The sequence below is a fragment of the Paenibacillus sp. W2I17 genome, from assembly GCF_030815985.1.
Taxonomy (GTDB): domain Bacteria; phylum Bacillota; class Bacilli; order Paenibacillales; family Paenibacillaceae; genus Paenibacillus.
Map to the genome: position 1 here is coordinate 4504443 of NZ_JAUSXM010000001.1, position 26919 is coordinate 4531361.

The 26919-nt window shown below is 47.4% G+C and carries 23 protein-coding genes, 1 tRNA gene and 3 rRNA genes; 3 read left to right on the forward strand and 24 right to left on the reverse strand.

Annotation, left to right across the window (positions count from 1 at the left end; translation table 11 throughout):
- The first annotated feature begins 19 nt into the window (after window positions 1-19).
- On the forward strand, window positions 20-526 hold the full coding sequence (gene tadA, locus QF041_RS20230; RefSeq protein WP_307415446.1) for a tRNA adenosine(34) deaminase TadA: 507 nt from the start codon (window positions 20-22) through the stop codon (window positions 524-526).
- 45 nt (window positions 527-571) lie between these two features.
- Window positions 572-1141 (forward strand): GNAT family N-acetyltransferase, encoded by a 570-nt coding sequence (locus QF041_RS20235; RefSeq protein ID WP_307415447.1) that lies wholly within the window; start codon window positions 572-574, stop codon window positions 1139-1141.
- Window positions 1142-1408: 267 nt separating this feature from the next.
- On the opposite strand, the gene QF041_RS20240 is transcribed toward QF041_RS20235, so the two are convergent.
- From QF041_RS20240 to QF041_RS20300, 13 genes are all read right to left on the reverse strand, one after another.
- Complete coding sequence (locus QF041_RS20240) at window positions 1409-2503, reverse strand: hypothetical protein (protein ID WP_307415448.1); 1095 nt, start codon at window positions 2501-2503, stop codon at window positions 1409-1411.
- Window positions 2504-2738: 235 nt separating this feature from the next.
- A complete protein-coding gene (locus tag QF041_RS20245; RefSeq protein ID WP_036607296.1) occupies window positions 2739-2891 on the reverse strand; it encodes a small acid-soluble spore protein P in 153 nt (50 codons plus the stop codon).
- A gap of 21 nt (window positions 2892-2912) precedes the next feature.
- Window positions 2913-3089 (reverse strand): hypothetical protein, encoded by a 177-nt coding sequence (locus QF041_RS20250; RefSeq protein ID WP_307415449.1) that lies wholly within the window; start codon window positions 3087-3089, stop codon window positions 2913-2915.
- Window positions 3090-3118: 29 nt separating this feature from the next.
- Window positions 3119-3457: a hypothetical protein gene (locus tag QF041_RS20255; RefSeq protein WP_036607297.1), complete on the reverse strand. Its 339-nt coding sequence runs from the start codon at window positions 3455-3457 to the stop codon at window positions 3119-3121.
- Between the two features lie 192 nt (window positions 3458-3649).
- A tRNA-Ser gene (locus QF041_RS20260) sits at window positions 3650-3738 on the reverse strand.
- A 197-nt stretch (window positions 3739-3935) separates the two neighbouring features.
- Window positions 3936-5219: a serine--tRNA ligase gene (gene serS, locus QF041_RS20265; RefSeq protein WP_076254817.1), complete on the reverse strand. Its 1284-nt coding sequence runs from the start codon at window positions 5217-5219 to the stop codon at window positions 3936-3938.
- Window positions 5220-5492: 273 nt separating this feature from the next.
- On the reverse strand, window positions 5493-6083 hold the full coding sequence (gene pdxT, locus QF041_RS20270; RefSeq protein ID WP_307415450.1) for a pyridoxal 5'-phosphate synthase glutaminase subunit PdxT: 591 nt from the start codon (window positions 6081-6083) through the stop codon (window positions 5493-5495).
- A 217-nt stretch (window positions 6084-6300) separates the two neighbouring features.
- On the reverse strand, window positions 6301-7689 hold the full coding sequence (locus QF041_RS20275; RefSeq protein ID WP_307415451.1) for a D-alanyl-D-alanine carboxypeptidase family protein: 1389 nt from the start codon (window positions 7687-7689) through the stop codon (window positions 6301-6303).
- A gap of 416 nt (window positions 7690-8105) precedes the next feature.
- The gene (gene guaB, locus QF041_RS20280; RefSeq protein WP_017691330.1) at window positions 8106-9563 is read right to left on the reverse strand and encodes an IMP dehydrogenase; all 1458 of its coding nucleotides are present in this window, start codon (window positions 9561-9563) and stop codon (window positions 8106-8108) included.
- A gap of 367 nt (window positions 9564-9930) precedes the next feature.
- A 5S ribosomal RNA gene (gene rrf, locus QF041_RS20285) occupies window positions 9931-10047 on the reverse strand.
- 81 nt (window positions 10048-10128) lie between these two features.
- A 23S ribosomal RNA gene (locus QF041_RS20290) occupies window positions 10129-13056 on the reverse strand.
- Between the two features lie 306 nt (window positions 13057-13362).
- A 16S ribosomal RNA gene (locus QF041_RS20295) occupies window positions 13363-14915 on the reverse strand.
- The 16S, 23S and 5S rRNA genes sit together here, the layout of an rRNA operon.
- Before the next feature lie 439 nt (window positions 14916-15354).
- Window positions 15355-15906 (reverse strand): hypothetical protein, encoded by a 552-nt coding sequence (locus tag QF041_RS20300; protein ID WP_307415452.1) that lies wholly within the window; start codon window positions 15904-15906, stop codon window positions 15355-15357.
- Window positions 15907-15993: 87 nt separating this feature from the next.
- On the opposite strand from QF041_RS20300, the gene QF041_RS20305 reads away from it, so the two are divergent.
- Window positions 15994-16584, forward strand: coding sequence for a TetR/AcrR family transcriptional regulator (locus QF041_RS20305; RefSeq protein WP_307415453.1), 591 nt, complete (start codon window positions 15994-15996; stop codon window positions 16582-16584).
- Between the two features lie 85 nt (window positions 16585-16669).
- Here QF041_RS20305 and QF041_RS20310 read toward each other — a convergent pair whose 3' ends face one another.
- From QF041_RS20310 to QF041_RS20360, 11 genes are all read right to left on the reverse strand, one after another.
- Complete coding sequence (locus QF041_RS20310; RefSeq protein ID WP_036606097.1) at window positions 16670-18007, reverse strand: TrkH family potassium uptake protein; 1338 nt, start codon at window positions 18005-18007, stop codon at window positions 16670-16672.
- Between the two features lie 204 nt (window positions 18008-18211).
- Entirely contained in the window at window positions 18212-19723 is a 1512-nt protein-coding gene (gene lysS, locus QF041_RS20315) for a lysine--tRNA ligase (protein WP_047844500.1), read from the reverse strand.
- A gap of 115 nt (window positions 19724-19838) precedes the next feature.
- Window positions 19839-20318 carry a transcription elongation factor GreA gene (gene greA / locus QF041_RS20320; RefSeq protein ID WP_036606099.1) on the reverse strand — a complete coding sequence of 160 codons (480 nt, stop codon included), beginning with the start codon at window positions 20316-20318 and terminating at the stop codon, window positions 19839-19841.
- Between the two features lie 251 nt (window positions 20319-20569).
- The gene (gene dusB / locus QF041_RS20325; protein ID WP_091018303.1) at window positions 20570-21589 is read right to left on the reverse strand and encodes a tRNA dihydrouridine synthase DusB; all 1020 of its coding nucleotides are present in this window, start codon (window positions 21587-21589) and stop codon (window positions 20570-20572) included.
- Window positions 21590-21685: 96 nt separating this feature from the next.
- A complete protein-coding gene (locus QF041_RS20330) occupies window positions 21686-21880 on the reverse strand; it encodes a helix-turn-helix domain-containing protein (protein ID WP_036668438.1) in 195 nt (64 codons plus the stop codon).
- Entirely contained in the window at window positions 21841-22389 is a 549-nt protein-coding gene (gene folK, locus QF041_RS20335; RefSeq protein WP_307415454.1) for a 2-amino-4-hydroxy-6-hydroxymethyldihydropteridine diphosphokinase, read from the reverse strand. The genes QF041_RS20330 and folK overlap by 40 nt, the downstream gene beginning before the upstream one ends.
- A 9-nt stretch (window positions 22390-22398) precedes the next feature.
- Window positions 22399-22761, reverse strand: a complete 363-nt coding sequence (folB, locus tag QF041_RS20340) for a dihydroneopterin aldolase (RefSeq protein WP_036606103.1) — start codon at window positions 22759-22761, stop codon at window positions 22399-22401.
- Window positions 22762-22878: 117 nt separating this feature from the next.
- Complete coding sequence (gene folP / locus QF041_RS20345) at window positions 22879-23742, reverse strand: dihydropteroate synthase (protein WP_307415455.1); 864 nt, start codon at window positions 23740-23742, stop codon at window positions 22879-22881.
- Window positions 23739-24623, reverse strand: coding sequence for an aminotransferase class IV (locus QF041_RS20350; protein WP_307415456.1), 885 nt, complete (start codon window positions 24621-24623; stop codon window positions 23739-23741). The genes folP and QF041_RS20350 overlap by 4 nt, the downstream gene beginning before the upstream one ends.
- Window position 24624: 1 nt before the next feature.
- Window positions 24625-25200: an aminodeoxychorismate/anthranilate synthase component II gene (gene pabA, locus QF041_RS20355; RefSeq protein WP_036606106.1), complete on the reverse strand. Its 576-nt coding sequence runs from the start codon at window positions 25198-25200 to the stop codon at window positions 24625-24627.
- 50 nt (window positions 25201-25250) lie between these two features.
- Entirely contained in the window at window positions 25251-26822 is a 1572-nt protein-coding gene (locus QF041_RS20360) for an anthranilate synthase component I family protein (RefSeq protein ID WP_307415457.1), read from the reverse strand.
- Between the last annotated feature and the right edge of the window lie 97 nt (window positions 26823-26919).

Below are 26919 nucleotides of genomic sequence, written 5' to 3' on the forward strand. Positions count from 1 at the left end.
TGGAAGGAGTTATATAGTAATGAATGACCATTCTCCCCAGCCCGATCTTGGGAATTTATCTGAAGAGGCTCAACATGAGCACTGGATGCGAGAGGCCATTGCCGAGGCCTACAAGGCTGAGGCTCTTGGGGAAGTGCCGATTGGAGCTGTAATCGTACAAAATAACCAAATTATTGGTCGGGGATACAATCTGCGTGAAACTACACTGGATTCCACCGCCCATGCAGAGATGGTGGCTATTCGTCAGGCCAGCGAGACCATCGGAGCTTGGCGTTTGTTGGATTGTTCTCTGTACGTCACATTGGAACCTTGTCCAATGTGTGCAGGTGCAATTGTACAATCCAGGGTCCCCCGCGTAATCTATGGTACGGCTGATCCCAAGGCAGGCTGTGCAGGTACACTAATGAACCTGCTGCAAGAGCCTCGTTTTAACCATCGTACCGAGGTTATTGCGGATATTCTCCAACCTGAATGCTCCACGATGCTAACTCAATTTTTCAGACGTCTGCGCCAAAAGTTAAAGTAGTCACCGACTACAAACATCCCAATTAGAAAGGAAGTGTGCTGTGTAATGGCACTAACACTCTATGATACAGCCAATGGCATAAGCCTTCGGTTGCTCACCCCCCAGGATACACAGTCCTATCTGGACCTGATTCAGATCACACGCGTCCCATACCAGTCTGTAGAACCCGTGCGAGACGATGAATTCTATACACTGGATGCTCAGACTCGGCGGATTGAGGATCGGGTCAAGGCAGCAGAAGAAGGTACAGGATATCAATTTGGAATCTATACCATTAAAGACAGCCTGTTGATTGGACAAGTAAGTATCAACAATGTCGTGTTGGGCGTTGCCAATTATGCGGATATGGGTTACTTTATCCATCCGGATTATCAGGGTGGCGGACGAATGACAGCAGCGGTTAAACTGGCCGTAGCTTATGGCTTCCGTGCATTGAAGTTAAATCGGGTTCAGGCTGCGGTATTACCCTCCAACAAAGGTTCACAGCGCGTAATGGAGAAGAACGGATTCCAGTTTGAAGGTACTGCTCGCAAATACCTCAAGATCAACGGCAAATATCAGGATCATCAGATCTATGCTGTACTTGCTGAAGACTTGGACGAACTTACGAATTAATTGATTTAGAAGCTTCCCCATTAAGCTGTCTGTATTCCCAATTTAACTATTTACAAATTTAATATTCAAAACCGCACTACCCTAGTTATGTAGGAGAGAGTGCGGTTTTATTTGTATAGATATCACCAGCCACAATTCAAAATCAAAGATCAATTATTTTGCGGATATCCCCTCTTACGCTGTGTAACAAAAAAACCGCCTGTACCCAAGCGGAAGGAGATTATCCTTCACTTGAATAACAAACGGTTTGATTTGGACTCGACGAGATTAGTATCCGTACGAAGCGTTCATCAGTTCTTCGAACTCTTGCATAGTAATTACGTCATCGCCAGTAGGGATGTTGATTTTGAATGCTGCTTTTTCGTTAATCTTGGTGTACGTATTGGAACCGGTAAATGCCAATTTAACTTCGTCTTTTGTACCTTCTGGCTTGATCAGCACATCAGCGACCATCTTTTGATATACAGGGAAGTCGTTTTTGTCCAATGCGAAATCGATGTTGAATTGGTTGATTGTCAGAACATCTTTCAATTTATCCAAGTCTTTAGCCATTTCAGCCTGATCTGCTTCAGTGATCTTCAGATCTTCTTTAGCTTTGTCGATATCAGCCTGATCCATTTGCAGCATTTCACGATATTCCTCTTTGGACAGAATATCCAATACTTTAGGCATAGCTTTTGTTACCAGTACAGTAACTGCTTCTTTAACATTGTCATTATTCACCGAGAATTGTACAACCTGCTTCGCATCTACACCTTCAGGAAGTTTTGCATCTTTGGTGTCTAGATTTTTGAAGAATTTAGCTTGATCGTACTCGCTCAGCACTGCGTCCATGACTTCGTTGCTCAGCTTTTGCGTTTTGGCTGCGTCCATAGCATCAGGGTTCCATTCTGTACCCTCTTGCTCAGCCAGTTCTTTCAGGTCAAGTTCCAAGAATTTGCCTACAACGTTCTCCGGAATCGGGAAGAACGGAATATTCGGCACTTTCACATAGAGTTTCTCTGCCGTCATCACCATTGGGATATTAAAGGTCATACCCATGTCGCCTTTAAGCTCGATGCCAAGAGTCATCTCTGTCTGCATTGGCTCACTTTGGTATACACCTGTTACATTCAACTGAGCATCCTTCAGCATGCTCATAAACTGAGTCATGGTAGGATCAGTTTGTGAAGTATCCCCAGGTTTATAGCTCAATTCATTAATTGTAAAGTTGGAACTCATCTCATACGAAGTCAATTTGGAAGCATTGGCCGCAGCCGTCTTCAATGCCTCTTTTGGTTCCTGCTTGCTGCTACATGCTGTCAATGCCATAGATACGGTCAACAGCAATGTAAGAAGAAGCGCCCCCATACGTTTAGTCATTTGTTTCTCTCCTCTCGTGATAACCCCAAAAAAAAGTAATTCAATATCAATGATATACCATATCACCAGATACCGAAACCTAATTTGGGAAAAATGTGATCTTTCCTCTTTAAAATGGCTACAAAGACCTAGGTTAGCTTTGGGAATAACCATGCGCCTGTCTTTATATATGTATGAATACGCAAAAGCCCCCTGTTAGGTAACAAGGGACTTTTGCGTGAATCTGTTTCTTCTATTAACCTTGGGGATTCAAATGATCCACATGATTTTGATTTTTTACTTTTTTGGAACCGGATAATGGTTCCTGCATGGAAGAGCGTTTGGATGAATGACGATGCTGTTCGGATGCTTGTGCTTCCGGTACGGGAATTGTTTTTGGTTTGCTCATATTATTGCCCCCTCATCATTGTTAGGAATGGGATGGGTCCCTGTCTTCCGTTTTGTCATGATTCAGTGCATCCTGATGACGGCGATCATTAATATCTTGCTGAATTTGCTGGGCTTGATGACTGTTTACGGCAGGCTGCTCCAGATCATCGACTACATTTTGCAGGTTTTTGTCTACTCCCGCTTTGGCTTTAGTCAATTGAGTTCACTCCTTCAGATTTCAGGCTATTATCTCGTCTGGGATTGTAACGACTGTGCGCATTCATGAATGTGCCGTGTATAATCGTGAGCCAGTTCCTGAATCGGTTCTGTACGCTCATCCGTCGTTCGTCCATCCCGTTCCACATCAATCAGCTGTACGCTGACTTCACGGGAATCGACATATGCACATTTGAAATCAAAAGAGTACATCTCGTGCCCTGCTGTAGCAATGTGTATCCGAATCGCCTGCTGATCGGCTTCATCGGCCATTACCTGAGCCTGGTCTCCAACATTCAGGACTTGAGGCAAACGTTCTTGCCAAGCCCCTACAAGCTCTGTCTGATCGATGTTTAACTCGCGGTTCATCTTACCACCTCCACTCCTATAAAGTGCGGCGATGAAGATGTTTTTATACATATTAGCCTTATTCAAAATATAACGTTGTACTGAGCAACGTATACATCGGTCTCCAACCTGTATGCTCACTACGCTGGACAAAATCAAAACGCAAAAAAGGACCCGAGCGAGATCGCTCGAATCCTTGTTATAAGTGTAGTATGGCGGAGAGGGTGGGATTCGAACCCACGTGGAGTTGCCCCCTAACGGTTTTCAAGACCGCCCCGTTATGACCGCTTCGGTACCTCTCCAGGGAATTAACTTTTATAAACTTGCCACGAAAAGTATCATACCACATCTCGGCATTATAATGCAACCTTTTTATATTAAAAATGATGATCCCGTATCAGACAACTGCCTCAGTTATACAAAACACTCCAATCCGCCATTCCAAAATGACGGATTGAATTTGTATTCCCCTTGATGAGGATGGTTAGCTAACTCTTACTTAAGAGCGACGTGCAATCACACTTGCACCGCCCATATAAGGACGCAATGCTTCAGGAATAACAACCGTACCATCTTCCTGTTGATAGTTCTCCAGGATAGCGGCTACCGTCCGTCCAACGGCCAATCCTGACCCGTTCAATGTATGCACAAATTCCGGTTTGGCTTTTGGCTCTCTGCGGAAACGGATATTGGCACGACGTGCTTGGAAGTCCTCACAGTTGGAGCACGAAGAAATCTCACGATAAGTGTCGCTCTCAGGCAACCACACTTCAATATCATACGTTTTAGCTGAAGTGAAGCCCATATCTGCCGTGCACAATGTCAGGACGCGATATGGCAAGCCCAACAATTGAAGCACACGCTCCGCATTTTGAGTCATTTGCTCCAACTCTTCATACGAAGTCTCCGGAGTAGAGAGCTTGAGCAGCTCTACTTTGTTGAATTGATGCTGACGAATCAAGCCGCGTGTATCCCGTCCAGCCGAACCGGCTTCAGAGCGGAAACAAGAGCTGTATGCCACAAAGTGCTTAGGCAATTGATCTACATTCAGAATCTCTTCGCGATGATAGTTCGTTACCGGAACTTCAGCAGTAGGGATCAGATAATATTCGGTATCTTTCAACTTGAACAGATCTTCTTCGAACTTAGGCAGTTGACCTGTTCCAAACAAGCTGTCCCGATTAACGATGTATGGAGGCAGAATCTCTTCATATCCATGTTGATCGCTGTGCAGATCCATCATGAAGTTGATCAATGCACGTTCCAGACGCGCACCCAGACCTTTATAAAAGGTAAAACGGGAACCCGTTACTTTGGCAGCCGCTTCAAAATCAAGAATATCGAGATCCTGCGCAATTTCCCAGTGTGCTTTTGGTGCAAAAGTAAATGACTTCGGCTCTTCCCAACGACGAATCTCAACATTGTCGTCTTCAGAAGCTCCAATAGGTACACTTTCGTTAGGAATGTTCGGAATCGCCATTGTGAGATCATTGATCTTCACTTCCAGTTCCCGAACTTCCTCGTCCATGGCTTTGATTCGATCAGAGACTTCACGCATCTCCACAATCAGATCATCAGCATTCTCACGATTCTTCTTCAGTCTAGCAACTTCCGCGGAGACCGTATTCCGACGACTCTTCAGTGTTTCACTCTCTTGAAGCAATTCCCGACGCTTGGCATCCATCTCGGTAAATCCAGCGATAAGATCCAGCGATTTGCCACGTTTAGTCAATGCTTCTTCTACACGCGCATACTCATTCCGCAATATTTTCACATCAAGCACGATATACCCCTCCTAATTAACCTCACAACGTGAAGCCTTATGTTAAAATCCATTCTCAAAACTCTACTGTATATACCTACTATATACTTATCGGAACCTGTAACCCAAAAAACAACCTATATCCCCGGTGTCACCCTCCGCTGCGATTCCCGCTTTGAAGCAGATACAGGCAACATCAGGCATCCGTTCAGATGCAACTGCCATCCAGCGGCCTTACACGGCTTCTGGGGAAGTGATCCGATGACCGGGAGATCATAGGTTGTACATCATGCATTATTTAGAGTCTACCGTGTGTTTGTAGGATCTGGCCATGTCTACAAAATAAGTATGCAGACGATAGTCATCCGTCAATTCCGGATGGTAGGAGCAAGCCAACAAATGTCCCTGACGAGCCGTAACAATCTCATCCTTGTATGTGGAGAGAACCTCCACCTGGTCTCCGACACTCTCGATCAAGGGTGCCCGTATAAACACAGCTCTTACCGTTTCCTCAATGCCTTTGACTGGCAAATCCGTCTCAAAACTCTCTCTCTGCCGCCCAAATGCATTTCGGGATACAGTCATATCCATTAGCTCCAAATGAGCTTCTTCTTGCCCTGCAATGTGTTTAGCCATAACGATCAAGCCAGCACAGGTACCAAATACCGGTTTGCCCTCAGCAGCAAACGCCCGAATGGCATCCATAAACCCATACTTGCGCATCAGTTTACCGATCGTTGTGCTTTCCCCGCCAGGAAGGATAAGACCATCCAAGTCCTCCAATTGCCGAACCTGTTTGATAGCTATACCTTCTGCTCCAGCACGTTCAATACTTCGAATATGCTCTGTGACAGCTCCTTGAAGTGCTAAAACGCCGATCTTCATACGCTCATTCCCCTTCTCTTACCAGCCACGATCTTGCATACGGTAAACGAACATTGTACTTTTTCACTTCATCATACGTGAATTCTAACTTGATATTTTACCGGAAAAATTGTAAATATACAATCCATCCGGTCGGAATAACTTGTATTTTGTCAATGATATGACCATGTAAACATTAAAATCATGATCATACTCTTTTCATGAAGTTTGTTATGGACTAAAACAGGTTTTTAATCCCGTCAAAAAGATCCACAAAGAAATCCTTCACAGCACGGAAGAACAAACGGAACCATCCGCCTTTTTCAGCCTCTTCAGCAGTGATCAAGTTCACTGTTTTTTCCTGTGGCTCAATTCCCTCTGCTTTATACGTGTACGTTACCGTACCAACCTTTGTACCTGCCTTGAGTGGTGCTACCAACTTGTCAGCCTCAGTTACGTTGGCTTTGAACGTCACATCCAGATTCTGAGTACCTTTGGGAACAACAAAATTTACAGCATTATCTGTTACGACAGGAACTGTTGTTTCTTTACCTTTTTTCAAAGGTACCGCTTCCCAGCCCGTCACTTTGGTCTTGCCTGCGACAGCCTGTTTCACTTCAAAGTTGTTAAATCCATAGTCCAATACCTTTTTAGTTTCTCTGAAACGTGCGGATTCCGAATCTGTGCCCATAACAACACTAATTAGACGCATACCGTTACGTTCTGCTGTACCTGTAAAGTTATTACCTGCGTTCGTGGTATGGCCTGTTTTCATTCCATCCAGACCTTCATACGCATAGCTTTTGAAATTGGTTATATTTTTATTCGCTTCCAGCATCCAGTTGTAATTGATAATTGGAGCTTTATCATTTGGACGGAACTTATAGGATTGAATCGTTGTGAATTCTTTGTAGTCCGGGTGATCCATAATGATATATCTGCACAGAATCGCAGCATCCAGTGCGGACATCACTGTTTCCTTGTCTTCAGCTGGACGGAAGTCAGCAGGCATATCTGCTCGATCGAGACCGGAAGAGTTAATGAAGAACGTATCCTTCATGCCCATACGTTTCGCTTCATCATTCATCATTTTCACGAAAGCTTCTTCCGAACCGGCAACATACTCAGCCAAAGCAACCGTAGCATCATTGGCAGAGCCAACAGCCATAGCAATATATAGATCCTTGACTGTGTGCTCGTCACCTTCTGCCAGGAAAATACGTGATCCAACACTTTGTGCAGCATTCTTTTTAACAGGTACAATATCGTCCCAACCGAATTTTCCTTGTTTGACTTGTTCTGCGACAATGTACTCTGTCATCATCTTGGTCATACTTGCAGGTGGCATCGCTTTATCCGCATCGACATTTAGTAGAATCTGTCCCGTCGAGGCTTCCATAAGCACCGCTGATCTAACCTCAAGCCCAAGTGAGTCTACCCCAGGCACCTGTACGGCTTTCTCCGTCTTCGTTGTTGTTGCCGCAGCAGTCAGAACCTGACCGGAGTTATCCGCAGCAACCATGACCGGCATTACTGCAGACATGCAAAGCATGTTAATTAGCATTACCGAGGCTACGCTCTTTTTGAGCATTTGGCGTTTCTTTTTATTCATGTGTTTGGCTTTCAATGATGAATACTCCCTTCGATCCAAAGCATTATTAATTGCTTCAGTGCAGCTTATGCTGCGATTTTCTTGTTCCCTAACCTGCGTGGTTGATGTATGAGATGTGTGCTATATGCGCTGTATCGAACGAGCAATATTATTGCTCCTAAAGTTCGTTATCGATTGTCACTTAGTCCGCATTTTGCAAATGCTTATGTAAAAGGACGTCCGCGCTTCTGTTTAGCTGGCAGCCATTTCTGGCACTGCAGTTGCTTTTCAAAACCATATTCATAGATTCACGTCAAATAGCCGCCGCAACGCCTTAATCCACCTATGGATCGTCACCGCTTGTTCTATTCTATCACAGGGGTATCTGCAAAAAAAGACAGACCCGGTGAAAATCACCGAGCCTGTCCTGGAAATGATTAACTCTCTTCAGATTACAACGAGTAGTTAGGTGCTTCTTTGGTAATCTGTACATCATGGGGATGACTTTCGCGCAGTCCCGCACCTGTAATTCGGATAAAGCCTGTATCGTTACGAAGTTGCTCCAAGTTACTTGTACCACAGTATCCCATACCCGAACGCAGACCACCAATCAGTTGGTGGATCGTATCAGACAATGGTCCTTTGTAAGCGACACGACCTTCGATTCCTTCTGGAACCAGTTTCTTGTCATCATCTTGGAAGTAACGATCTTTACTACCTTGTTTCATTGCAGCCATTGAACCCATACCGCGGTATACTTTGTAGCTACGTCCTTGGAAGATTTCAGTTTCTCCCGGGCTTTCTGCTGTGCCGGCAAACAAACTTCCCAGCATCACCGCGTGTGCACCTGCAGCCAGTGCCTTTGTGATCTCACCGGAATATTTGATTCCGCCGTCCGCAATAATTGGAACTCCATATTCGCGTGCCACTGTTGCACAATCGTACACTGCAGTTACTTGAGGTACACCAATACCAGCGATAACACGTGTTGTACAAATCGAACCTGGACCAATACCCACTTTGACTACCGAAGCCCCTGCTTCGATCAGGTCACGAGTGGCTGCGCCAGTAGCGACGTTACCTGCAACGATGGTCAGGCTAGGGAAACGTTCACGAAGCTGACGTACAGCTTCAATGATATTGATGTGGTGTCCGTGAGCCGAGTCTACCGTAATCAGGTCGACACCCGCTTGTACCAAAGCATCTGCACGTTCAAATGTATCTTTGGAAATACCAATCGCTGCACCAACCAACAAACGGCCTTGAGCATCTTTGGCTGCATGAGGGAATTGAATGGCTTTCTCGATATCTTTAATAGTGATAAGACCTTTTAACGTGTTTGTCTCATCAACTAATGGAAGTTTTTCAATCTTGTGCTTCTGAAGGATACCTTCAGCTTCTTGTAGTGTAGTGCCTACAGGAGCGGTAACCAGATTCTCACGAGTCATGACTTCGCTAATTTTGATGCCGTAATCATGGATAAAACGCAAATCGCGATTGGTCAAAATACCAACCAGCTTCTGATCTCCTTCAATAATAGGTACACCGGAGATCCGATATTTCGCCATTACTGCTTCCGCATCAGATACCAGATGATCTGCCGTCAGTGAGAATGGATTCGTAATAACACCACTCTCCGAACGTTTAACACGATCTACTTCTTCTGCCTGTTGTTCAACCGACATATTTTTATGGATAATACCGATACCGCCTTCACGTGCAATGGCAATAGCCAATGTCGCTTCAGTTACCGTATCCATACCCGCACTGATCAAAGGAATATTTAGCTTTACAGTATCGCTCAAACGAATAGATACATCTACTTCTTTAGGCAGTGTCTCGGATTTCCGTGGCACTAGCAATACATCATCAAAGGTGAGGCCTTCCTTACCAAATTTATCTTCCCACACGCAAGTGTTCCTCCTTATGTTTGCTCAGCTTTACGGTCCAAAACCCGAAGATTCCAGGCTGTATTTTACGCCGAAAATACGTTTTCTGAAAAATTTATTATTGCCATCTTAGCAAAGCGATATTTAGACTGTCAAGGAAAAGTACTTGGTTATATCAGGTGTATTGCCTGATGAACACAACTGTTTTTCCAGAGCGGACAAGTCTAGTTATTACGCAAAAAAACGTCAATTCGTATCGAATAACGTTACATTTATACATCCTATTGTGCTGATAAATTACCAAATTCAATCTGTATTTTAATCCCATACTGCATAATAAAACTATATAATAAAAACCACCACCGAATAACATCGGCAGTGGTTCTTTGCTTGGCGGCGTCCTACTCTCCCAGGACCCTGCGGTCCAAGTACCATCGGCGCTAGAGGGCTTAACGGTCGTGTTCGGGATGGGTACGTGTGGAACCCCTCCGCCATCGCCACCAAACGCATAGCTTAGCTTACATACAGAGTTGTTGTTCTCTGAAAACTAGATTCGAAACGAAACATGCGATTTACAACTTGCTAATTGGATAAGCCCTCGACCGATTAGTACTGGTCAGCTCCATGCATTGCTGCACTTCCACCCCCAGCCTATCTACCTCGTCGTCTTCAAGGGGTCTTACATACTGGGAAATCTCATCTTGAGGGGGGCTTCACGCTTAGATGCTTTCAGCGTTTATCCCGTCCGTACATAGCTACCCAGCGGTGCTCCTGGCGGAACAACTGGTACACCAGCGGTACGTCCATCCCGGTCCTCTCGTACTAAGGACAGCTCCTCTCAAATTTCCTACGCCCACGACAGATAGGGACCGAACTGTCTCACGACGTTCTGAACCCAGCTCGCGTACCGCTTTAATGGGCGAACAGCCCAACCCTTGGGACCTACTTCAGCCCCAGGATGCGATGAGCCGACATCGAGGTGCCAAACCTCCCCGTCGATGTGGACTCTTGGGGGAGATAAGCCTGTTATCCCCAGGGTAGCTTTTATCCGTTGAGCGATGGCCCTTCCATGCGGTACCACCGGATCACTAAGCCCGACTTTCGTCCCTGCTCGACTTGTAGGTCTCGCAGTCAAGCTCCCTTATGCCTTTGCACTCTTCGAATGATTTCCAACCATTCTGAGGGAACCTTTGGGCGCCTCCGTTACTCTTTAGGAGGCGACCGCCCCAGTCAAACTGCCCACCTGACACTGTCCCCGCACCGGATTACGGTACCAGGTTAGAACCTAGATACGATCAGGGTGGTATCCCAACGTTGCCTCCATGCAAGCTGGCGCTCACACTTCAAAGGCTCCCACCTATCCTGTACAGATCGTACCCAAATTCAATATCAAGCTGCAGTAAAGCTCCATGGGGTCTTTCCGTCTTGTCGCGGGTAACCTGCATCTTCACAGGTATTAAAATTTCACCGGATCTCTCGTTGAGACAGCGCCCAAGTCGTTACGCCATTCGTGCGGGTCAGAATTTACCTGACAAGGAATTTCGCTACCTTAGGACCGTTATAGTTACGGCCGCCGTTTACTGGGGCTTCGGTTCACAGCTTCGGGATTGCTCCCTAACCACTCCCCTTAACCTTCCAGCACCGGGCAGGCGTCAGCCCGTATACTTCGCCTTACGGCTTCGCACAGACCTGTGTTTTTGCTAAACAGTCGCTTGGGCCTTTTCACTGCGGCCCCCTCGTGCTATTCACACTACCGGGGCACCCCTTCTCCCGAAGTTACGGGGTCATTTTGCCGAGTTCCTTAACGAGAGTTCTTCCGCGCGCCTTAGAATACTCTTCTCGCCTACCTGTGTCGGTTTGCGGTACGGGCACCATCACCTGGCTAGAGGCTTTTCTTGGCAGTGTGAGATCATGACCTTCGCTACTATAATTTTCGCTCCCCATCACAGCTCAGCCTTACAATGTGCGGATTTGCCTACACATCAGCCTTACTGCTTAGACGGACATCCATCAGTCCGCGTCACTACCCTACTGCGTCCCCCCATTGCTCATAACGGCTTACGGTGGTACAGGAATTTCGACCTGTTGTCCTTCGACTACGCCTTTCGGCCTCGCCTTAGGTCCCGACTTACCCTGAGCGGACGAGCCTTCCTCAGGAACCCTTAGGCTTTCGGCGGATCAGATTCTCACTGATCTTTTCGTTACTCATACCGGCATTCTCACTTGTATAATGTCCAGCGCTCCTTACGGTACACCTTCAACCCTTATACAACGCTCCCCTACCCCTGATGCAAAGCATCAAGCCATAGCTTCGGTGGTGTGTTTAGCCCCGTTACATTTTCGGCGCAGAGTCACTCGACCAGTGAGCTATTACGCACTCTTTCAATGGTGGCTGCTTCTAAGCCAACATCCTGGTTGTCTGTGCAACTCCACATCCTTTCCCACTTAACACACACTTGGGGACCTTAGCTGATGGTCTGGGCTGTTTCCCTTTTGACAATGGATCTTAGCACTCACTGTCTGACTCCCGGAAGTAAGTCTATGGCATTCGGAGTTTGACTGAGCTTGGTAACCCTTGCGGGCCCCGCACCCAATCAGTGCTCTACCTCCACGACTCTGTTTTCCGAGGCTAGCCCTAAAGCTATTTCGGGGAGAACCAGCTATCTCCGAGTTCGATTGGAATTTCTCCGCTACCCCCACCTCATCCCCGCATTTTTCAACATGCGTGGGTTCGGGCCTCCAGTGCGTGTTACCGCACCTTCACCCTGGACAGGGGTAGATCACCCGGTTTCGGGTCTACGTCCACGTACTATGTCGCCCTATTCAGACTCGCTTTCGCTGCGGCTCCGGCTCTTCACCTTAACCTTGCACGGGAACGTAACTCGCCGGTTCATTCTACAAAAGGCACGCCATCACCCCTAAAACGGGCTCTGACTTTTTGTAAGCACACGGTTTCAGGTTCTATTTCACTCCCCTTCCGGGGTGCTTTTCACCTTTCCCTCACGGTACTGCTTCACTATCGGTCGCTAGGAAGTATTTAGCCTTGGCAGATGGTCCTGCCGGATTCATACGGGGTTTCACGTGCCCCGCACTACTCGGGATCCGTCTCGGAGGGAACAGACTTTCAACTACAGGGCTTTTACCTTCTTTGGCGGGCCTTTCCAGACCTCTTCGCTTAACCGGTTCCTTTGTAACTCCATGTGAGACGTCCCACGACCCCAAAGAGCAAGCTCTCTGGTTTGGGCTTCTCCGCGTTCGCTCGCCGCTACTGACGGAATCACTATTGTTTTCTCTTCCTCAGGGTACTTAGATGTTTCAGTTCCCCTGGTATGCCTCTGCACAACCTATGTATTCAGTTGTGAGTAACTGGAAATTACCCCAGCTGGGTTTCCCCATTCGGACACCCCCGGATCAAAGCTTGCTTACAGCTCCCCGAGGCAGTTTCGTTGTTCGCCACGTCCTTCATCGGCTCCTAGCGCCTAGGCATCCTCCGTGTGCTCTTAGTAGCTTAACCTCGTGCTCCGGTTTCGACTGCTCGCTTCCCTTGTTTTGCTTGCGCAAAGCCAAAAGTCGCTCCCATTCGATACCATCGTACGTGCAATCTACCGTTTTTATTTAAACTTGTTTAACACAAGTTCAGCTAAAAAGGAATGTTCTAATTCGCGTTTGTTTCGTTTCGATATCTAGTTTTCAAAGAACAAGCTCCATGCAAAAGCAAGCTGTTTGAGAGTTTGAGCTCTCAAAACTGAGCAACGAGTGAGTGTTTTGCAGCTAAGCTGCATATTTGAATGTTTCCGTTGCAGGAAACGATTCTCCATAGAAAGGAGGTGATCCAGCCGCACCTTCCGATACGGCTACCTTGTTACGACTTCACCCCAATCATCTATCCCACCTTCGGCGGCTGGCTCCTTGCGGTTACCCCACCGACTTCGGGTGTTATAAACTCTCGTGGTGTGACGGGCGGTGTGTACAAGACCCGGGAACGTATTCACCGCGGCATGCTGATCCGCGATTACTAGCAATTCCGACTTCATGCAGGCGAGTTGCAGCCTGCAATCCGAACTGAGACCGGCTTTGTTGGGATTGGCTCCATCTCGCGATTTCGCAGCCCGTTGTACCGGCCATTGTAGTACGTGTGTAGCCCAGGTCATAAGGGGCATGATGATTTGACGTCATCCCCACCTTCCTCCGGTTTGTCACCGGCAGTCTATCTAGAGTGCCCACCCGAAGTGCTGGCAACTAAATATAAGGGTTGCGCTCGTTGCGGGACTTAACCCAACATCTCACGACACGAGCTGACGACAACCATGCACCACCTGTCTCCTCTGTCCCGAAGGAAAGGTACATCTCTGTACCGGTCAGAGGGATGTCAAGACCTGGTAAGGTTCTTCGCGTTGCTTCGAATTAAACCACATACTCCACTGCTTGTGCGGGTCCCCGTCAATTCCTTTGAGTTTCAGTCTTGCGACCGTACTCCCCAGGCGGAGTGCTTAATGTGTTAACTTCGGCACCAAGGGTATCGAAACCCCTAACACCTAGCACTCATCGTTTACGGCGTGGACTACCAGGGTATCTAATCCTGTTTGCTCCCCACGCTTTCGCGCCTCAGCGTCAGTTACAGCCCAGAGAGTCGCCTTCGCCACTGGTGTTCCTCCACATATCTACGCATTTCACCGCTACACGTGGAATTCCACTCTCCTCTTCTGCACTCAAGTCACCCAGTTTCCAGTGCGATCCGGGGTTGAGCCCCGGGATTAAACACCAGACTTAAATGACCGCCTGCGCGCGCTTTACGCCCAATAATTCCGGACAACGCTTGCCCCCTACGTATTACCGCGGCTGCTGGCACGTAGTTAGCCGGGGCTTTCTTCTCAGGTACCGTCACCTTGAGAGCAGTTACTCTCCCAAGCGTTCTTCCCTGGCAACAGAGCTTTACGATCCGAAAACCTTCATCACTCACGCGGCATTGCTCCGTCAGGCTTTCGCCCATTGCGGAAGATTCCCTACTGCTGCCTCCCGTAGGAGTCTGGGCCGTGTCTCAGTCCCAGTGTGGCCGATCACCCTCTCAGGTCGGCTACGCATCGTCGCCTTGGTGAGCCGTTACCTCACCAACTAGCTAATGCGCCGCAGGCCCATCCCCAAGCGACAGATTGCTCCGTCTTTCCAGTTCCCTTCAGGCGAAGAAAACAATTATTCGGTATTAGCTACCGTTTCCGGTAGTTGTCCCAAACTTGAGGGCAGGTTGCCTACGTGTTACTCACCCGTCCGCCGCTAACTATCAGAGAAGCAAGCTTCTCATCAAGTCCGCTCGACTTGCATGTATTAGGCATGCCGCCAGCGTTCGTCCTGAGCCAGGATCAAACTCTCCAATAAAGTATTGAAAAGAGCGATAAGCTCATTTTGAATCTGACGAGATTAAAAATCTCATTTGTGCTCCAGTCGATTCAAGCCAAGGCTTGTCTCAAACTTTCGCGTTCATTCTGCAAGCAGAATGTTTACTCACTCGTTGTTCAGTTTTCAAAGATCAAACTTATTTCATTACCGAATGTCGTTCTCTTCAGCAACTTTTATATCTTATCACATCCGAACCAACTTTGCAAGCTCTTTTTTTTAAGTTTCTTTCGAAGCTTATTTCATTTGCTTGCCGCACCGTGTAAACCGTGTTTTCTTGGCCGGACTTAGAATATACCATGTACAGATTTTGAATGCAAGTCTTTTTTTGAAACTATACTAACAATCGGTTTGATTTAATACGGACGTACATATTGTACTCTTCCAATTTAGCAAGTTCATACGCACGTCCATTTTCACTTTAATGTTTAACATTCCTAGCAGGAACCTTTCTTGGCCATAAACTGTAACTAAAGCTTATCAGAAAATCGATTCCGAGTATCATTCCCCACACTCTGATCAGATTATTGAAGGCAGCTGTACGTTCAGCATCTCCAATCCACCATATCATGGCCAATAAAAAGGCACTTCCTATAGCCCAAGCCAATAGATGTCTAAACCATCCACTACGTTCACGACTCGCATGTTCTCTACCATATAACTTGTTGCTGCGAGGATTCTCTCCACCCTTGAACCAATAAAGGAAATATCGATCCGCCCAAGCGATCATCTGATGACCATAAGCAATACTTGCTCCTATATACACCGCAGCTATACCATGAATCATACTTGCTGTAGCTCCTCGCTGTAGATCCATAACTGTAGCTACCAGCAATAACAGATCGATAACCGGCGTTGCCATTAACAAACCGATGCCTAACCGCTTCATGCCAAGGAGATACCTGACACTCAGACCCGTGAACACAAACACCCAAAAGGCAATCTCACAACCTATAATGAAATAACCAATCATTTCAGCCCCTCCTTTTTTTGATAAAAATGTATTAAATCTAATTTAGCACGTGTGTATTATAATAATCAACAGTGATATAATACACCTATGCCTAAAATTGTTGATCATGATAAACAACGTGTGCTCGTAGCCGAGGCGGCTTGGCGTATTATACGAAGAGATGGCATGGAACAGGCCTCTGTTCGGAATATTGCTGAAGAAGCTGGAGTTTCGGTCGGTTCGATGCGTCACTACTTTTCTACACAGTCGGAACTACTACTATATGCCATGAATTTGGTATCTGAACGGGTGTCTCATCGAGTCCAAAAAATGTCCTTCACCGGCTCTCCCATGGACAATATGAAGCGCCTATTGCTCGAATTCTTACCAAACACGGAAGAAAAACTGGCCGAAATGGAGGTGTGGTACGCTTTTACAGCCAGATCGAAAACCGATCCTACACTCAAAGAACTTGCTAATACCGTATATGACGAACTCAGACAAGCTGTAGGTTCTATTATCAACTACCTGATAAAGCTCGACCTCTCCAGACCCGATCTGGACAAAGAACTGGAGATCGAGAGATTGTATGCACTGGTGGATGGCTTAGGCATACATAACGTACTTAGACCAGATCAGATGAACGCCCAGCTCATGGACGATGTTCTCACTTTGCATCTTGCTTCCTTGTGCCGTTAAACCAAAAAAACCGCAGCACATTCATTGTGACTAAGGCCCGTTACGATAACAGGAGTTAGTTCTGAATGTCTGACGGTTTTTCCTTTTATCCGATAATGATCCGGCCTTCCGGATGACGGTACAGTTTCTTCTCTTTGCGAGGACGAAGGGCATACGCGATGGTTAATGGCCCAATCCGGCCTACAAACATGGTAAAGGTAATAATGATTTTTCCCCAATTGGTCAACTCATCAGTCACTCCCACAGAAAGACCCACGGTACCGATTGCGGATGCAGCTTCAAACATCAGTGAAAGGAATGGCGCATCCTCTGTCGTAAGCAGAAGCATCACCACGATCATGAATATGATCAGCGAAACCATAATAATGGTCAGCGCCCTCATCAGCAGTTCTTTCGGAACACGCTGGCGGAAAAACACAATATCCTTATTTCCCCGGATCATGGCATACACTGCACCAATCATGATCAGGAATGTAGTTGTCTTGATCCCACCCCCGGTCGATCCCGGGGAAGCCCCGATAAACATCAGCAGAATGAAGAAGAATTGGGTAGCCTGCCTCATCTCCGTGATATCGATGGTACTTGTTCCGGACGAGCGTGTAGAGACAGACTGGAAAAAGGACGCATAGATCTTCTCGCTCCAGGTGAGTGAAGCCAGTGTATGTCCATTGGTGAATTCAAAAACAAACAACACAATCGCTCCTATACCGATCAGCGCTCCGGATACAGACAGCACCAGTTTGGACTGAAGAGATAAACGGCGGCGTTTGCGATACTCAAACAGGTCATTCAATACAACAAATCCAAGTCCACCAGAGACAACAAGCACAGAAGCGGTCACATTGAATATCCAATCTCCAGTGTAGTATTGAAAGCTGTTGCCAAACAGATCAAATCCGCCATTATTAAATAATGAAACAGAGTGGAATATTCCATAGTATACGGCCTGGCCCAATGGCATCTCCGTTGCCCAGCGCAGCGCTAGTATGACAGCAGCCACCCCTTCAATGGTAAAAGAGAAAATCAACACCTTGCGGATAATGCGTACTATCCCTTCCATACTGTCTGCATTAATGGCTTCTTTGAGTAATAGCCTGTCCTTGAGTGAGATTCTTTTGCCCAATACAAGCGCAAAGAGGGTGGCCATGGTCATGAATCCGAGTCCACCAAGCTGCATCAATACCATAATGACGATCTGACCAAACAAATTAAAGGTCGTCCCAACATCCACAACGACAAGTCCAGTTACACATGCGGCAGAGGTTGATGTAAAGAGCGCGTCAATAAACGCCAAATGCATACCGCTTTGGTTGGAGATTGGCAACATGAGAAGCACCGTTCCAATCGCAATGATAAGCAGAAAACCACCGACCAGAATTAACGGAGGAGATAAGAATTTGGCAAAGTGAAGCCTGAACTTCATGAAGGGCACCTCTTTTAACAAAAATACGAACAGGTTAATCTAACAAATTCAAGACGCGGTGTTACCCTAATGGTGTGCTGTGAGCAAGGGCTTTCTGACAAACTTTATTTTTAGCGTCTATGTAAACCTAAAGAGGAACTTGCCCCAGCATGATACTGAACGGCAGGTTCCTCTTCTATTATGAACGTATCCTACGTTCCTTATTTAATCTTGCGTACGAGGACGCATGTGCGGGAAGAGCAGTACGTCACGAATCGACGGGGAGTTGGTAAGCAGCATGATCAGACGATCCACCCCGATTCCCAATCCGCCTGTTGGTGGCATACCATATTCGAGCGCACGGATGAAGTCGTCATCCATCTCATGAGCTTCGTCGTTCCCGTGTTCTTTCTCCAGCATCTGTGCTTCAAAGCGCTGACGCTGATCGATTGGATCATTCAGCTCTGTGAAGGCATTGGCATGCTCGCGTCCAACGATGAACAATTCGAAGCGATCCGTGAAGCGCGGATCTACATCATTTTTCTTCGCCAGTGGTGAGATTTCAAGAGGATGTCCCATAATGAATGTCGGTTGAATCAACGTCTCTTCTACAAATTCTTCAAAGAACGCGTTCAGAATATGACCAAATGTCATATGTTTTTCAACCGGAACCTTATGTTCCTTCGCCAAGTTGTGTGCTTCCTCATCCGTCATGTGTACGGAGAAGTCTACGCCTACAACTTCCTTAACTGCATCCACCATCGTAACGCGGCGCCACTGCGGCGTAAGATCTACTTCATAATCTCCATACTGGATCACTTGCGTACCCAGTACTTCCTGTGCAATATGAGCAACCAGATTCTCCGTCAATTGCATAATATCTTTGTAGTCGGCATATGCCTCATACAATTCAATCATTGTGAACTCCGGATTGTGACGTGTGGACATACCTTCATTCCGATATACACGGCCGATCTCATATACCTTCTCCAGTCCGCCAACAATCAGACGTTTCAGGTGAAGTTCAATCGCAATCCGCATGTACAGTTCCATATCCAGCGCATTGTGATGTGTGATGAACGGACGTGCTGCCGCTCCTCCTGCGATGGTATGCAACGTAGGTGTTTCCACTTCCAGATATCCAAGGGAATCCAGGTAACGACGCATCGATTGAATGATTTTGGAACGCGCGATAAAGGTCTGTTGTACGTCCGGGCTCATAATCAGGTCAACATAACGCTGGCGGTAACGCAGCTCTACGTCAGTGAGACCATGGAATTTATCCGGAAGCGGATAGAGCGATTTGGACAGCACTTCAAGATCTTTCACTTTGACAGAAGTTTCACCTGTTTTGGTCTTAAAGATCACACCCGTTACCCCAACGATATCGCCAAGGTCCAGCAGGCTAAATGCCGCATACTTGTCTTCAGGCACGCTATCCTGACGAACATAGATCTGGATTCTGCCGCTCAGGTCCTGAATATGTGCGAAGCTTGCTTTACCCATTCCCCGCTTCGCCATAATCCGTCCGGCAATACTGACTTCGATGTGCTTCTCTTCCAGCTCTTCCTTGGTCAGTTCTTCATACTTCTTCAGAATGGAGCCGGCTTCTTCGGTACGTACGTATTTTTGGCCAAAAGGGTCGATTCCCAATTTGCGGAGCTCGTCCAATTTGTCACGGCGAATTTGTAAAAGCTCGCTAAGTTCGGTTTCCTGATTCAAGACTTCATCCGTCATGATCTGTATTCATCTCCTTATTTACATTGCAGGCATCGCGAGAGGACGTTTTCCTCTAATGTTGAAAAAGCTTCCCTAAGGAAGCTTTTGTTTACCGTGCCCAACTGCTTCGTTGCTATAGCTTTTTAATGTCCATAATTTTATATTGAATTACGCCAGCAGGCACACTTACATCAACAACTGTACCTTTTTTCTTGCCGAGAATCGCTTTACCTACAGGGCTCTCATTCGATATCTTGTTCTGAAGCGGGTCTGCCTCCGCAGTACCTACAATCGTATATTCCGTGATGTCGCCAAACTCCAGATCTTCTACAGTGACGGTTGCACCCACGCTTACGGCATCGGTATCGATCTCGTCGCTGTTAATAATCCGCGCGTTACGAAGCAATTTCTCCAACGTGATTACACGTCCTTCAATGAAAGCTTGCTCATTCTTCGCGTCTTCGTATTCAGAGTTTTCACTGATATCTCCATACCCGATGGCTACCTTAATCCGTTCAGCCACTTCGCGGCGCTTCACTGATTTCAATGTTTCCAATTCTTCTTCCAGCTTCTTGAGTCCTTCTGGTGTAAGGATAACTTCCTTGTCGCTCATCTCAACCGATTCTCCTGTCATGGGAATAAATTTGATTGTACGGCAACGGAATCAGTGCTTGTTACAGAGCTCCGCTCGCATACATCTTCAAAACTATATGAAGTTCTCCAGAGAAATAGAATATTCCTCCTGATGCTATAGCCTTATTAACGCACATGGCGAATTTATACTGAGAAATTATAGGGGAACGATCTCGAAAAGTCAATGTTACGTCCCCTATAGGTGTAAACGTTTTACAGATGCGTTTATAATTAAGATGCATTTCCGGCGATTACCGGTTCTGACTCCAAATTACCTTCGCTTTTTAGCTGACTCACAAAGTTCTCCAGAATCTGTACCATCTCGTCCCGCTTGGTTCCTTCCATAATAACATCCTTAATGCGGGCAGACCCTTTCAAACCTTTCAAATACCAAGCCAGATGTTTGCGCATCTCGCGTACGGCAACCGTCTCATTCTTCAATGCGATCAGGCGATCCATATGCAGGATGGCAACACGGATCTTCTCTTCGCCATTCGGGTCAGGAAGCAATTCCCCCGTGCTTAAGTATTGAATGGTACGATACAGCATCCATGGGTTGCCCAGGGCAGCACGACCGATCATAACTCCGTCACAACCCGTTTCATCCAGCATACGGCGTGCATCCTCTGGTGTATGGACATCACCATTGCCGATCACTGGGATAGAGACAGCTTCTTTTACATCTTTGATGTGTGACCAGTCAGCTGTGCCTGTATAGAGTTGCTCACGCGTACGGCCGTGTACACTTACCGCCTGTCCACCAGCACGTTCAACCGCGAGCGCATTCTCCACCGCGAAGATATGCTCGTTATCCCAGCCGATACGCATCTTGACCGTCACCGGCTTCTCCACCGCGTCCACGACAGCGGATACCATCTCATAGATTTTGTTCGGATCAAGCAACCAACGTGCACCGGCATCACATTTCGTTACCTTTGGCACAGGGCATCCCATGTTAATGTCGATGATGTCTGCATTGGTTTCTTGGTCCACGATTTTGGCTGCTTCTACGAGGGAATCACGATCTCCCCCAAAAATCTGAAGGCTCAGCGGTTTCTCACGCTCATCTACAAACAACATCTCACGTGTACGCTGGTTGCCATGGACAATGGCTTTGCCACTCACCATCTCCGCGCATACGAGGCCTGTTCCGAATTCTTTTGCGATCAAACGAAAAGCCGGATTACATACGCCAGCCATCGGCGCAAGTACGACCTGGTTTTTCATTTCAATGCCACCAATGTTAAGCACGGTAGTCGTTCCACTCCTTTTTTAATTCTGTATATATCACGATATAAAGTTCGATCGGTGTCTTGGTTGTTGTAACATGGCGAAACCGAAACGGTCCTAGTTGCCCCGCAACTCCTCGATACTGATTGCCAGTACACCAGCAATTCGATCGAGCTCTTGCTGTGATACCTTACGGTTTCCCCGTTCAATGGTTCCCAGAATGGCCAGCGAGATGCCGGTCTCGGCCGCAAGTTCATGTTGTGTTAAACCTTTCAGCTTCCGGAATGCCCGGATTCGGTTGGCCAATTGCATGTTTTCCAAAGCTGTATTCCATCCTTTCCATCCAGTACAGACAACGATGAGTGTACAAAGGTATACAAACCTGAAATCTCGCCCTCCGGTACGATATCCGACAGTGGGACCAGCACAAAAGCCCGTTCTCCCATACGAGGATGAGGCAATTGAAGCAATTCGGTATCTCGCGTCTCACCCTGCATCCAGAGCAGATCCAAATCAACGGTGCGCGGTCCCCAGCGAATATCACGAACACGTCCAAGCCGGTTCTCGATATCCAGTAATTCCGTGAGCAACTGCTCTGGTGTCAGCATCACCTGTACGGCGACTGCCATATTCAGAAACGCAGGCTGATCTACATATCCTACAGGCTCCGTCTCATATAGTGCAGAACAACGCAGAACGGATATATGAGGGTGTTCATCCAGCAAAGACAATGCTTCAAGCAACGTCTGTTCCCGGTCACCCAAATTGGCCCCTAAAGCAATATAAGCCTCTGAAGATTCAGAGGTCGAATGTGCAATCATGATCGGTTCTCACTTTCTTGTGCGGCGAAGCTCTACCGTTACGCCCTCAAAATGAATATCGAATGGCGGATGTGGCTTCGTCACCTTGACTGTCAATGCATTGATAATAGTATAAGTGTCTAGTAAAGAAGATGCAATATGTTCGCCCAAAGCTTCAATTAACTGGAACGATTTATTCTCAACAATCTGTTTTACCAGCTCATGGATCTCCGCATAATTAATCGTTTTGGTCAGATCATCGTTACGTCCAGCTTCACCCAGGTCCATATCAATCTCCAGATCAATATAGTACCGCTGCCCCAGCTTCCGTTCTTCTGCAAAAACGCCATGATATCCGTAATACTCCATACGATGCAATACCATTCTATCCATACGATCCGCCTGCCCTCTATATATATTGAAATTTTAATCTATTTGAAGTTATCCCTTTGCTTTGCCTTTGAAAAAACGCTACGCGTCCACTGGACGGGTCACCAGGGACCCGCCACATTATTTCCTCCGTATACCCGGAGAAGCATACAACATGGCATCACACATGTCTGCCGTCCGCCGAATCGGCTTCACATCATGAACCCGAACCATTTGGCATCCTTGGGCGATGCCAAATGCAACGGTGGCAGCCGTTCCTTCCAGCGCATCATCCGCCCCGACATCCAAGGTGTTCTGGATGAATCTTTTACGTGAGGTGGCTAGCAGAACGGGATATCCCATTTCATTGAGCAAACCGAGCGATGACATGAGCTTCAGATTTTCTCCGAGATCCTTCACAAAACCAATACCCGGGTCCAGAATAATTTGCTCTGCTTTCACGCCGGCTGTTAACGCTATTTGTATACTCTCCTGCAAATCGCTGACGACACCACTCAGATAATCGGTATAGTTTCGCTCCTGCCGATTATGCATCAAAATGATGGGACACCCCAGCTCTGCTGCCGTGCGGGCCATATCTGGATCTGCCTTGGCACCCCACACATCATTAATAATATGAGCACCTGCCAGAATAGCCTGACGTGCAACATCGGCCTTATACGTATCTACGGATATTGGAATGTGCGGGGCTTGCTGATGCAATGCTTCAATAACCGGAATAATCCGACTAAGCTCTTCATCGGCGCCCACGACATCTGAACCTGGCCGGGTGGACTCCCCGCCGATATCAATCAGGTCCGCTCCATCCTCCATCATCTGCTTGGCATGCGCAACCGCCCGCTCCACGTTGGTATAACGTCCACCATCCGAGAATGAGTCAGGCGTGACGTTAAGAATGCCCATAATCTGTGTTTTTGTACCCAGCTTCAATTCAGCTGGCCCCCATGCATAGTTCCGTTCATAGATGATCGGTGTAAGTGTCATGAAGTATACCCCGCTTTCTGCCGGTACATACCCAGAAGGACTGCTGTAACCGGGCCTATATGTCCGCTGCTGATTATTGTTTCAGCTCCGTCCTGATCCCTCAGAGTGGTAACCGGAACCAGTTCGGCCACTGAGCCTGTTAGAAATATTTCATCTGCTTGCAGGAGATCCTCCCAGGCAGCTAAAGTTTCTATGCAGGGAATTCCTTGTTGCGTAGCGATCTCAAGTACCACAGCTCTCGTGATACCCGGCAGAATGCCGGTTGAGAGTGCTGGCGTGTAGAGAACATTTTCCCGTACCCAAAACACATTGCTGACGATCCCTTCCGCTATATGACCATTCCGGGTTAATTGTAACCCTTCCGCACCCTGAACATGCTGCCCGTATCCATTAAGCTCCCGTTTCGCCAGAATGCTGTTCATATAATGTAGCGACTTGAAACGCACATCTCCTTCGGGCGTGTTGCGAGGTGTAGACAACCGTTGGAGCATTCTGCCACTCTCATATAAAGAGGGAGAAGGTTCAGGTAATGCTTTTGCCAGTAAAATATGATTTGGCTTTGAATAATCACTAGAAGGTAAGCCTAGCGGTGCTTCACCGGCTGATACCGTATAACGCACATACGCATCCCGAAGTCCGTTCGCATCCATCAAACGTTGAATCCAATCTGTCACCTCTGCCGCAGTCGTTGTAAAAGGAATGCCAAGTTCCTTGCACCCCGAAGCCATGCGCTCCAAATGCCGTTCCAAAAGATATGGGACACCTCGATACGTCCGGAACGTCTCAAACAGTCCAAGTCCGTACAAAAAGCCGTGATCCGTTACAGGAACCACGGCCGCCGCCATATTGACCAACTCTCCGTTTATCGCGGCATATTGCATGTTATACCTTCACTTGTTGGGACAAAAAGTTACGAAGCATCTGATGACCATGGTCTGTAATAATGGACTCCGGGTGGAACTGAACACCTTCAATCGCATATTCTTTGTGACGCAAACCCATAATCTCACCTTCAGCTGTCTCCGCTGTAATCTCCAGGCAGTCAGGCAAGCTGCTGCGCTCGACAATCAGGGAGTGATAACGGGTAGCTGTAAATGGGGATGGCAATCCGGCAAATACCGATGTTCCATTGTGGTGCATCTCAGATGTTTTGCCGTGCATCATGCGCTCCGCACGGATGACATTGCCGCCAAACGCTTGTCCAATGGACTGATGCCCCAGGCACACACCAAAGATCGGAATGCTTCCCTTGAAATGATCGATGACTGCCAGACTAATACCCGCTTCATTCGGTGTACACGGGCCCGGAGAGATCAGAATATGATCAGGTGCCAGTGCCTCTATGCCTGCCAGATCAATCTCATCGTTGCGGCGAACTTCCACCGTCTCACCCAGTTCACCCAGATATTGAACCAGGTTGTACGTGAAGGAATCGTAATTATCGATAACCAGTATCATAAGCCTGCTCCTCCTCATCTTCCGTCAATGCAAGTGACGGTTGCTTCGTTTTATTTTAGTTTAACAGCTTCCGCCTCTTCGCTGTAATTCACAGCTCTCATCATGGCTCTTGCTTTGTTGCGGCATTCCTTGTATTCCCGATATGGATCGGAATCAATAACAATCCCTGCCCCGGCCTGTACATAACCAATACCGTCCTTAATGGCAAGTGTACGAATGACGATGTTCAATTCCATATTTCCACTGTAATCCATCCACCCGATGGAACCCGTATAAGGCCCACGACGAACAGGCTCCAGCTCCTCGATAATCTCCATGGTGCGGACTTTCGGCGCTCCGGTAATCGTTCCACCCGGGAATGTCGCAGCGATCACATCAAATACGGATAACCCTTCTGCCAGCCTGCCTTCCACCTGGGAAACGAGATGCATGACATGGGAATACTTCTCGATGGTCATCAATTCAGGCACATGAACCGAACCATAGGCCGCAATCCGTCCGATATCATTACGTTCCAAATCAACAAGCATAATATGCTCCGCCCGTTCCTTCTCACTGCTGAGCAGTTCATCCGCCATAGCTTTATCTTCTGCTGCATCACGGCCCCTTCTTCGGGTCCCTGCAATGGGACGTGCACTGACTTTGCCATTCTCCACTTTGACCAGAAGCTCGGGAGATCCGCTTACCAGTTGAAAGTCTGGACTACGCAGCATTCCCATATACGGTGATGGATTCACAAGGCGCAGCCATTCATAAATATGCTCAGCGCTCGAATGAAGCCGCTTCTCCTGTCTCAAGGACAGATTCACCTGGAACACATCGCCCTGCCTGATATATTCCTGTACCGTACGTACAGCCTGTTCAAAGTCCTCCTGGGGAAAGGAGGTCTCCCATCCTTCCGATTCCCTTTCCGCATCTTCAGGCTGCGGGGTACGATTGACCTGCTTGTTGCGGCGTTCCAGTGCCTGTTGTTGTTCCTCAGCCTGTGCAGCCCCCATAATATGAAGCCATCTTTGCTGCATCGCTGTCGCTCGTGCTTCGGCCGTTGCATATAGGCTACGGATATCAGTTTCGTTCCGGTTAGGCTCTAAAGCCAGATGAACCATGCAGAAAAGCGCCTGCTGCTCATGGTCATACGCCCATATTTCTTCAAAGCGCATCCACCAATAATCCGGCAGAGCCGGGTTATCTTCAGCCAAGACTGGAAGCTTCTCCAATGATCTTGCTACATCGTAGCTGAGATAACCTGCGTATCCACCCCCAAAGTCTGGAGCTCCATTAACCTTGGGTGCGCTATACGGGGCAGTCCATCTCTTCAATACATCAAGCGGCTTGCCGCTGTCCGTCGAGGTGGTTCCTTGCGTCACATCATGAATAACCGCTTCTTGACCTTTACCTGAAATTACGGATACGGGGTCTAACCCCAGAAATGTATATCTCCCGCCTTTGCCATTCTCCAGCACAATTGCGTAGGGTGACGCCTGCTCCCAGGCTGCCTCCCACGATAACGGTAAACCGCCATGATACGGTCCCTCATCCGACTTCGTGATATAGGGCATCATGGTCCAGCCTTGTTCAGCCCACTCCATCCAGTCGGCGTATGTTGTCATCAGGTGTGTCATTGCGGTGTGCCGCCCTCCATCTGTCGCTAGTTCTATTGTCTGATAGTATACTAAAGCGCCGCCCCTTTTAAAAGCATTACACCAAAAATCCTCCATA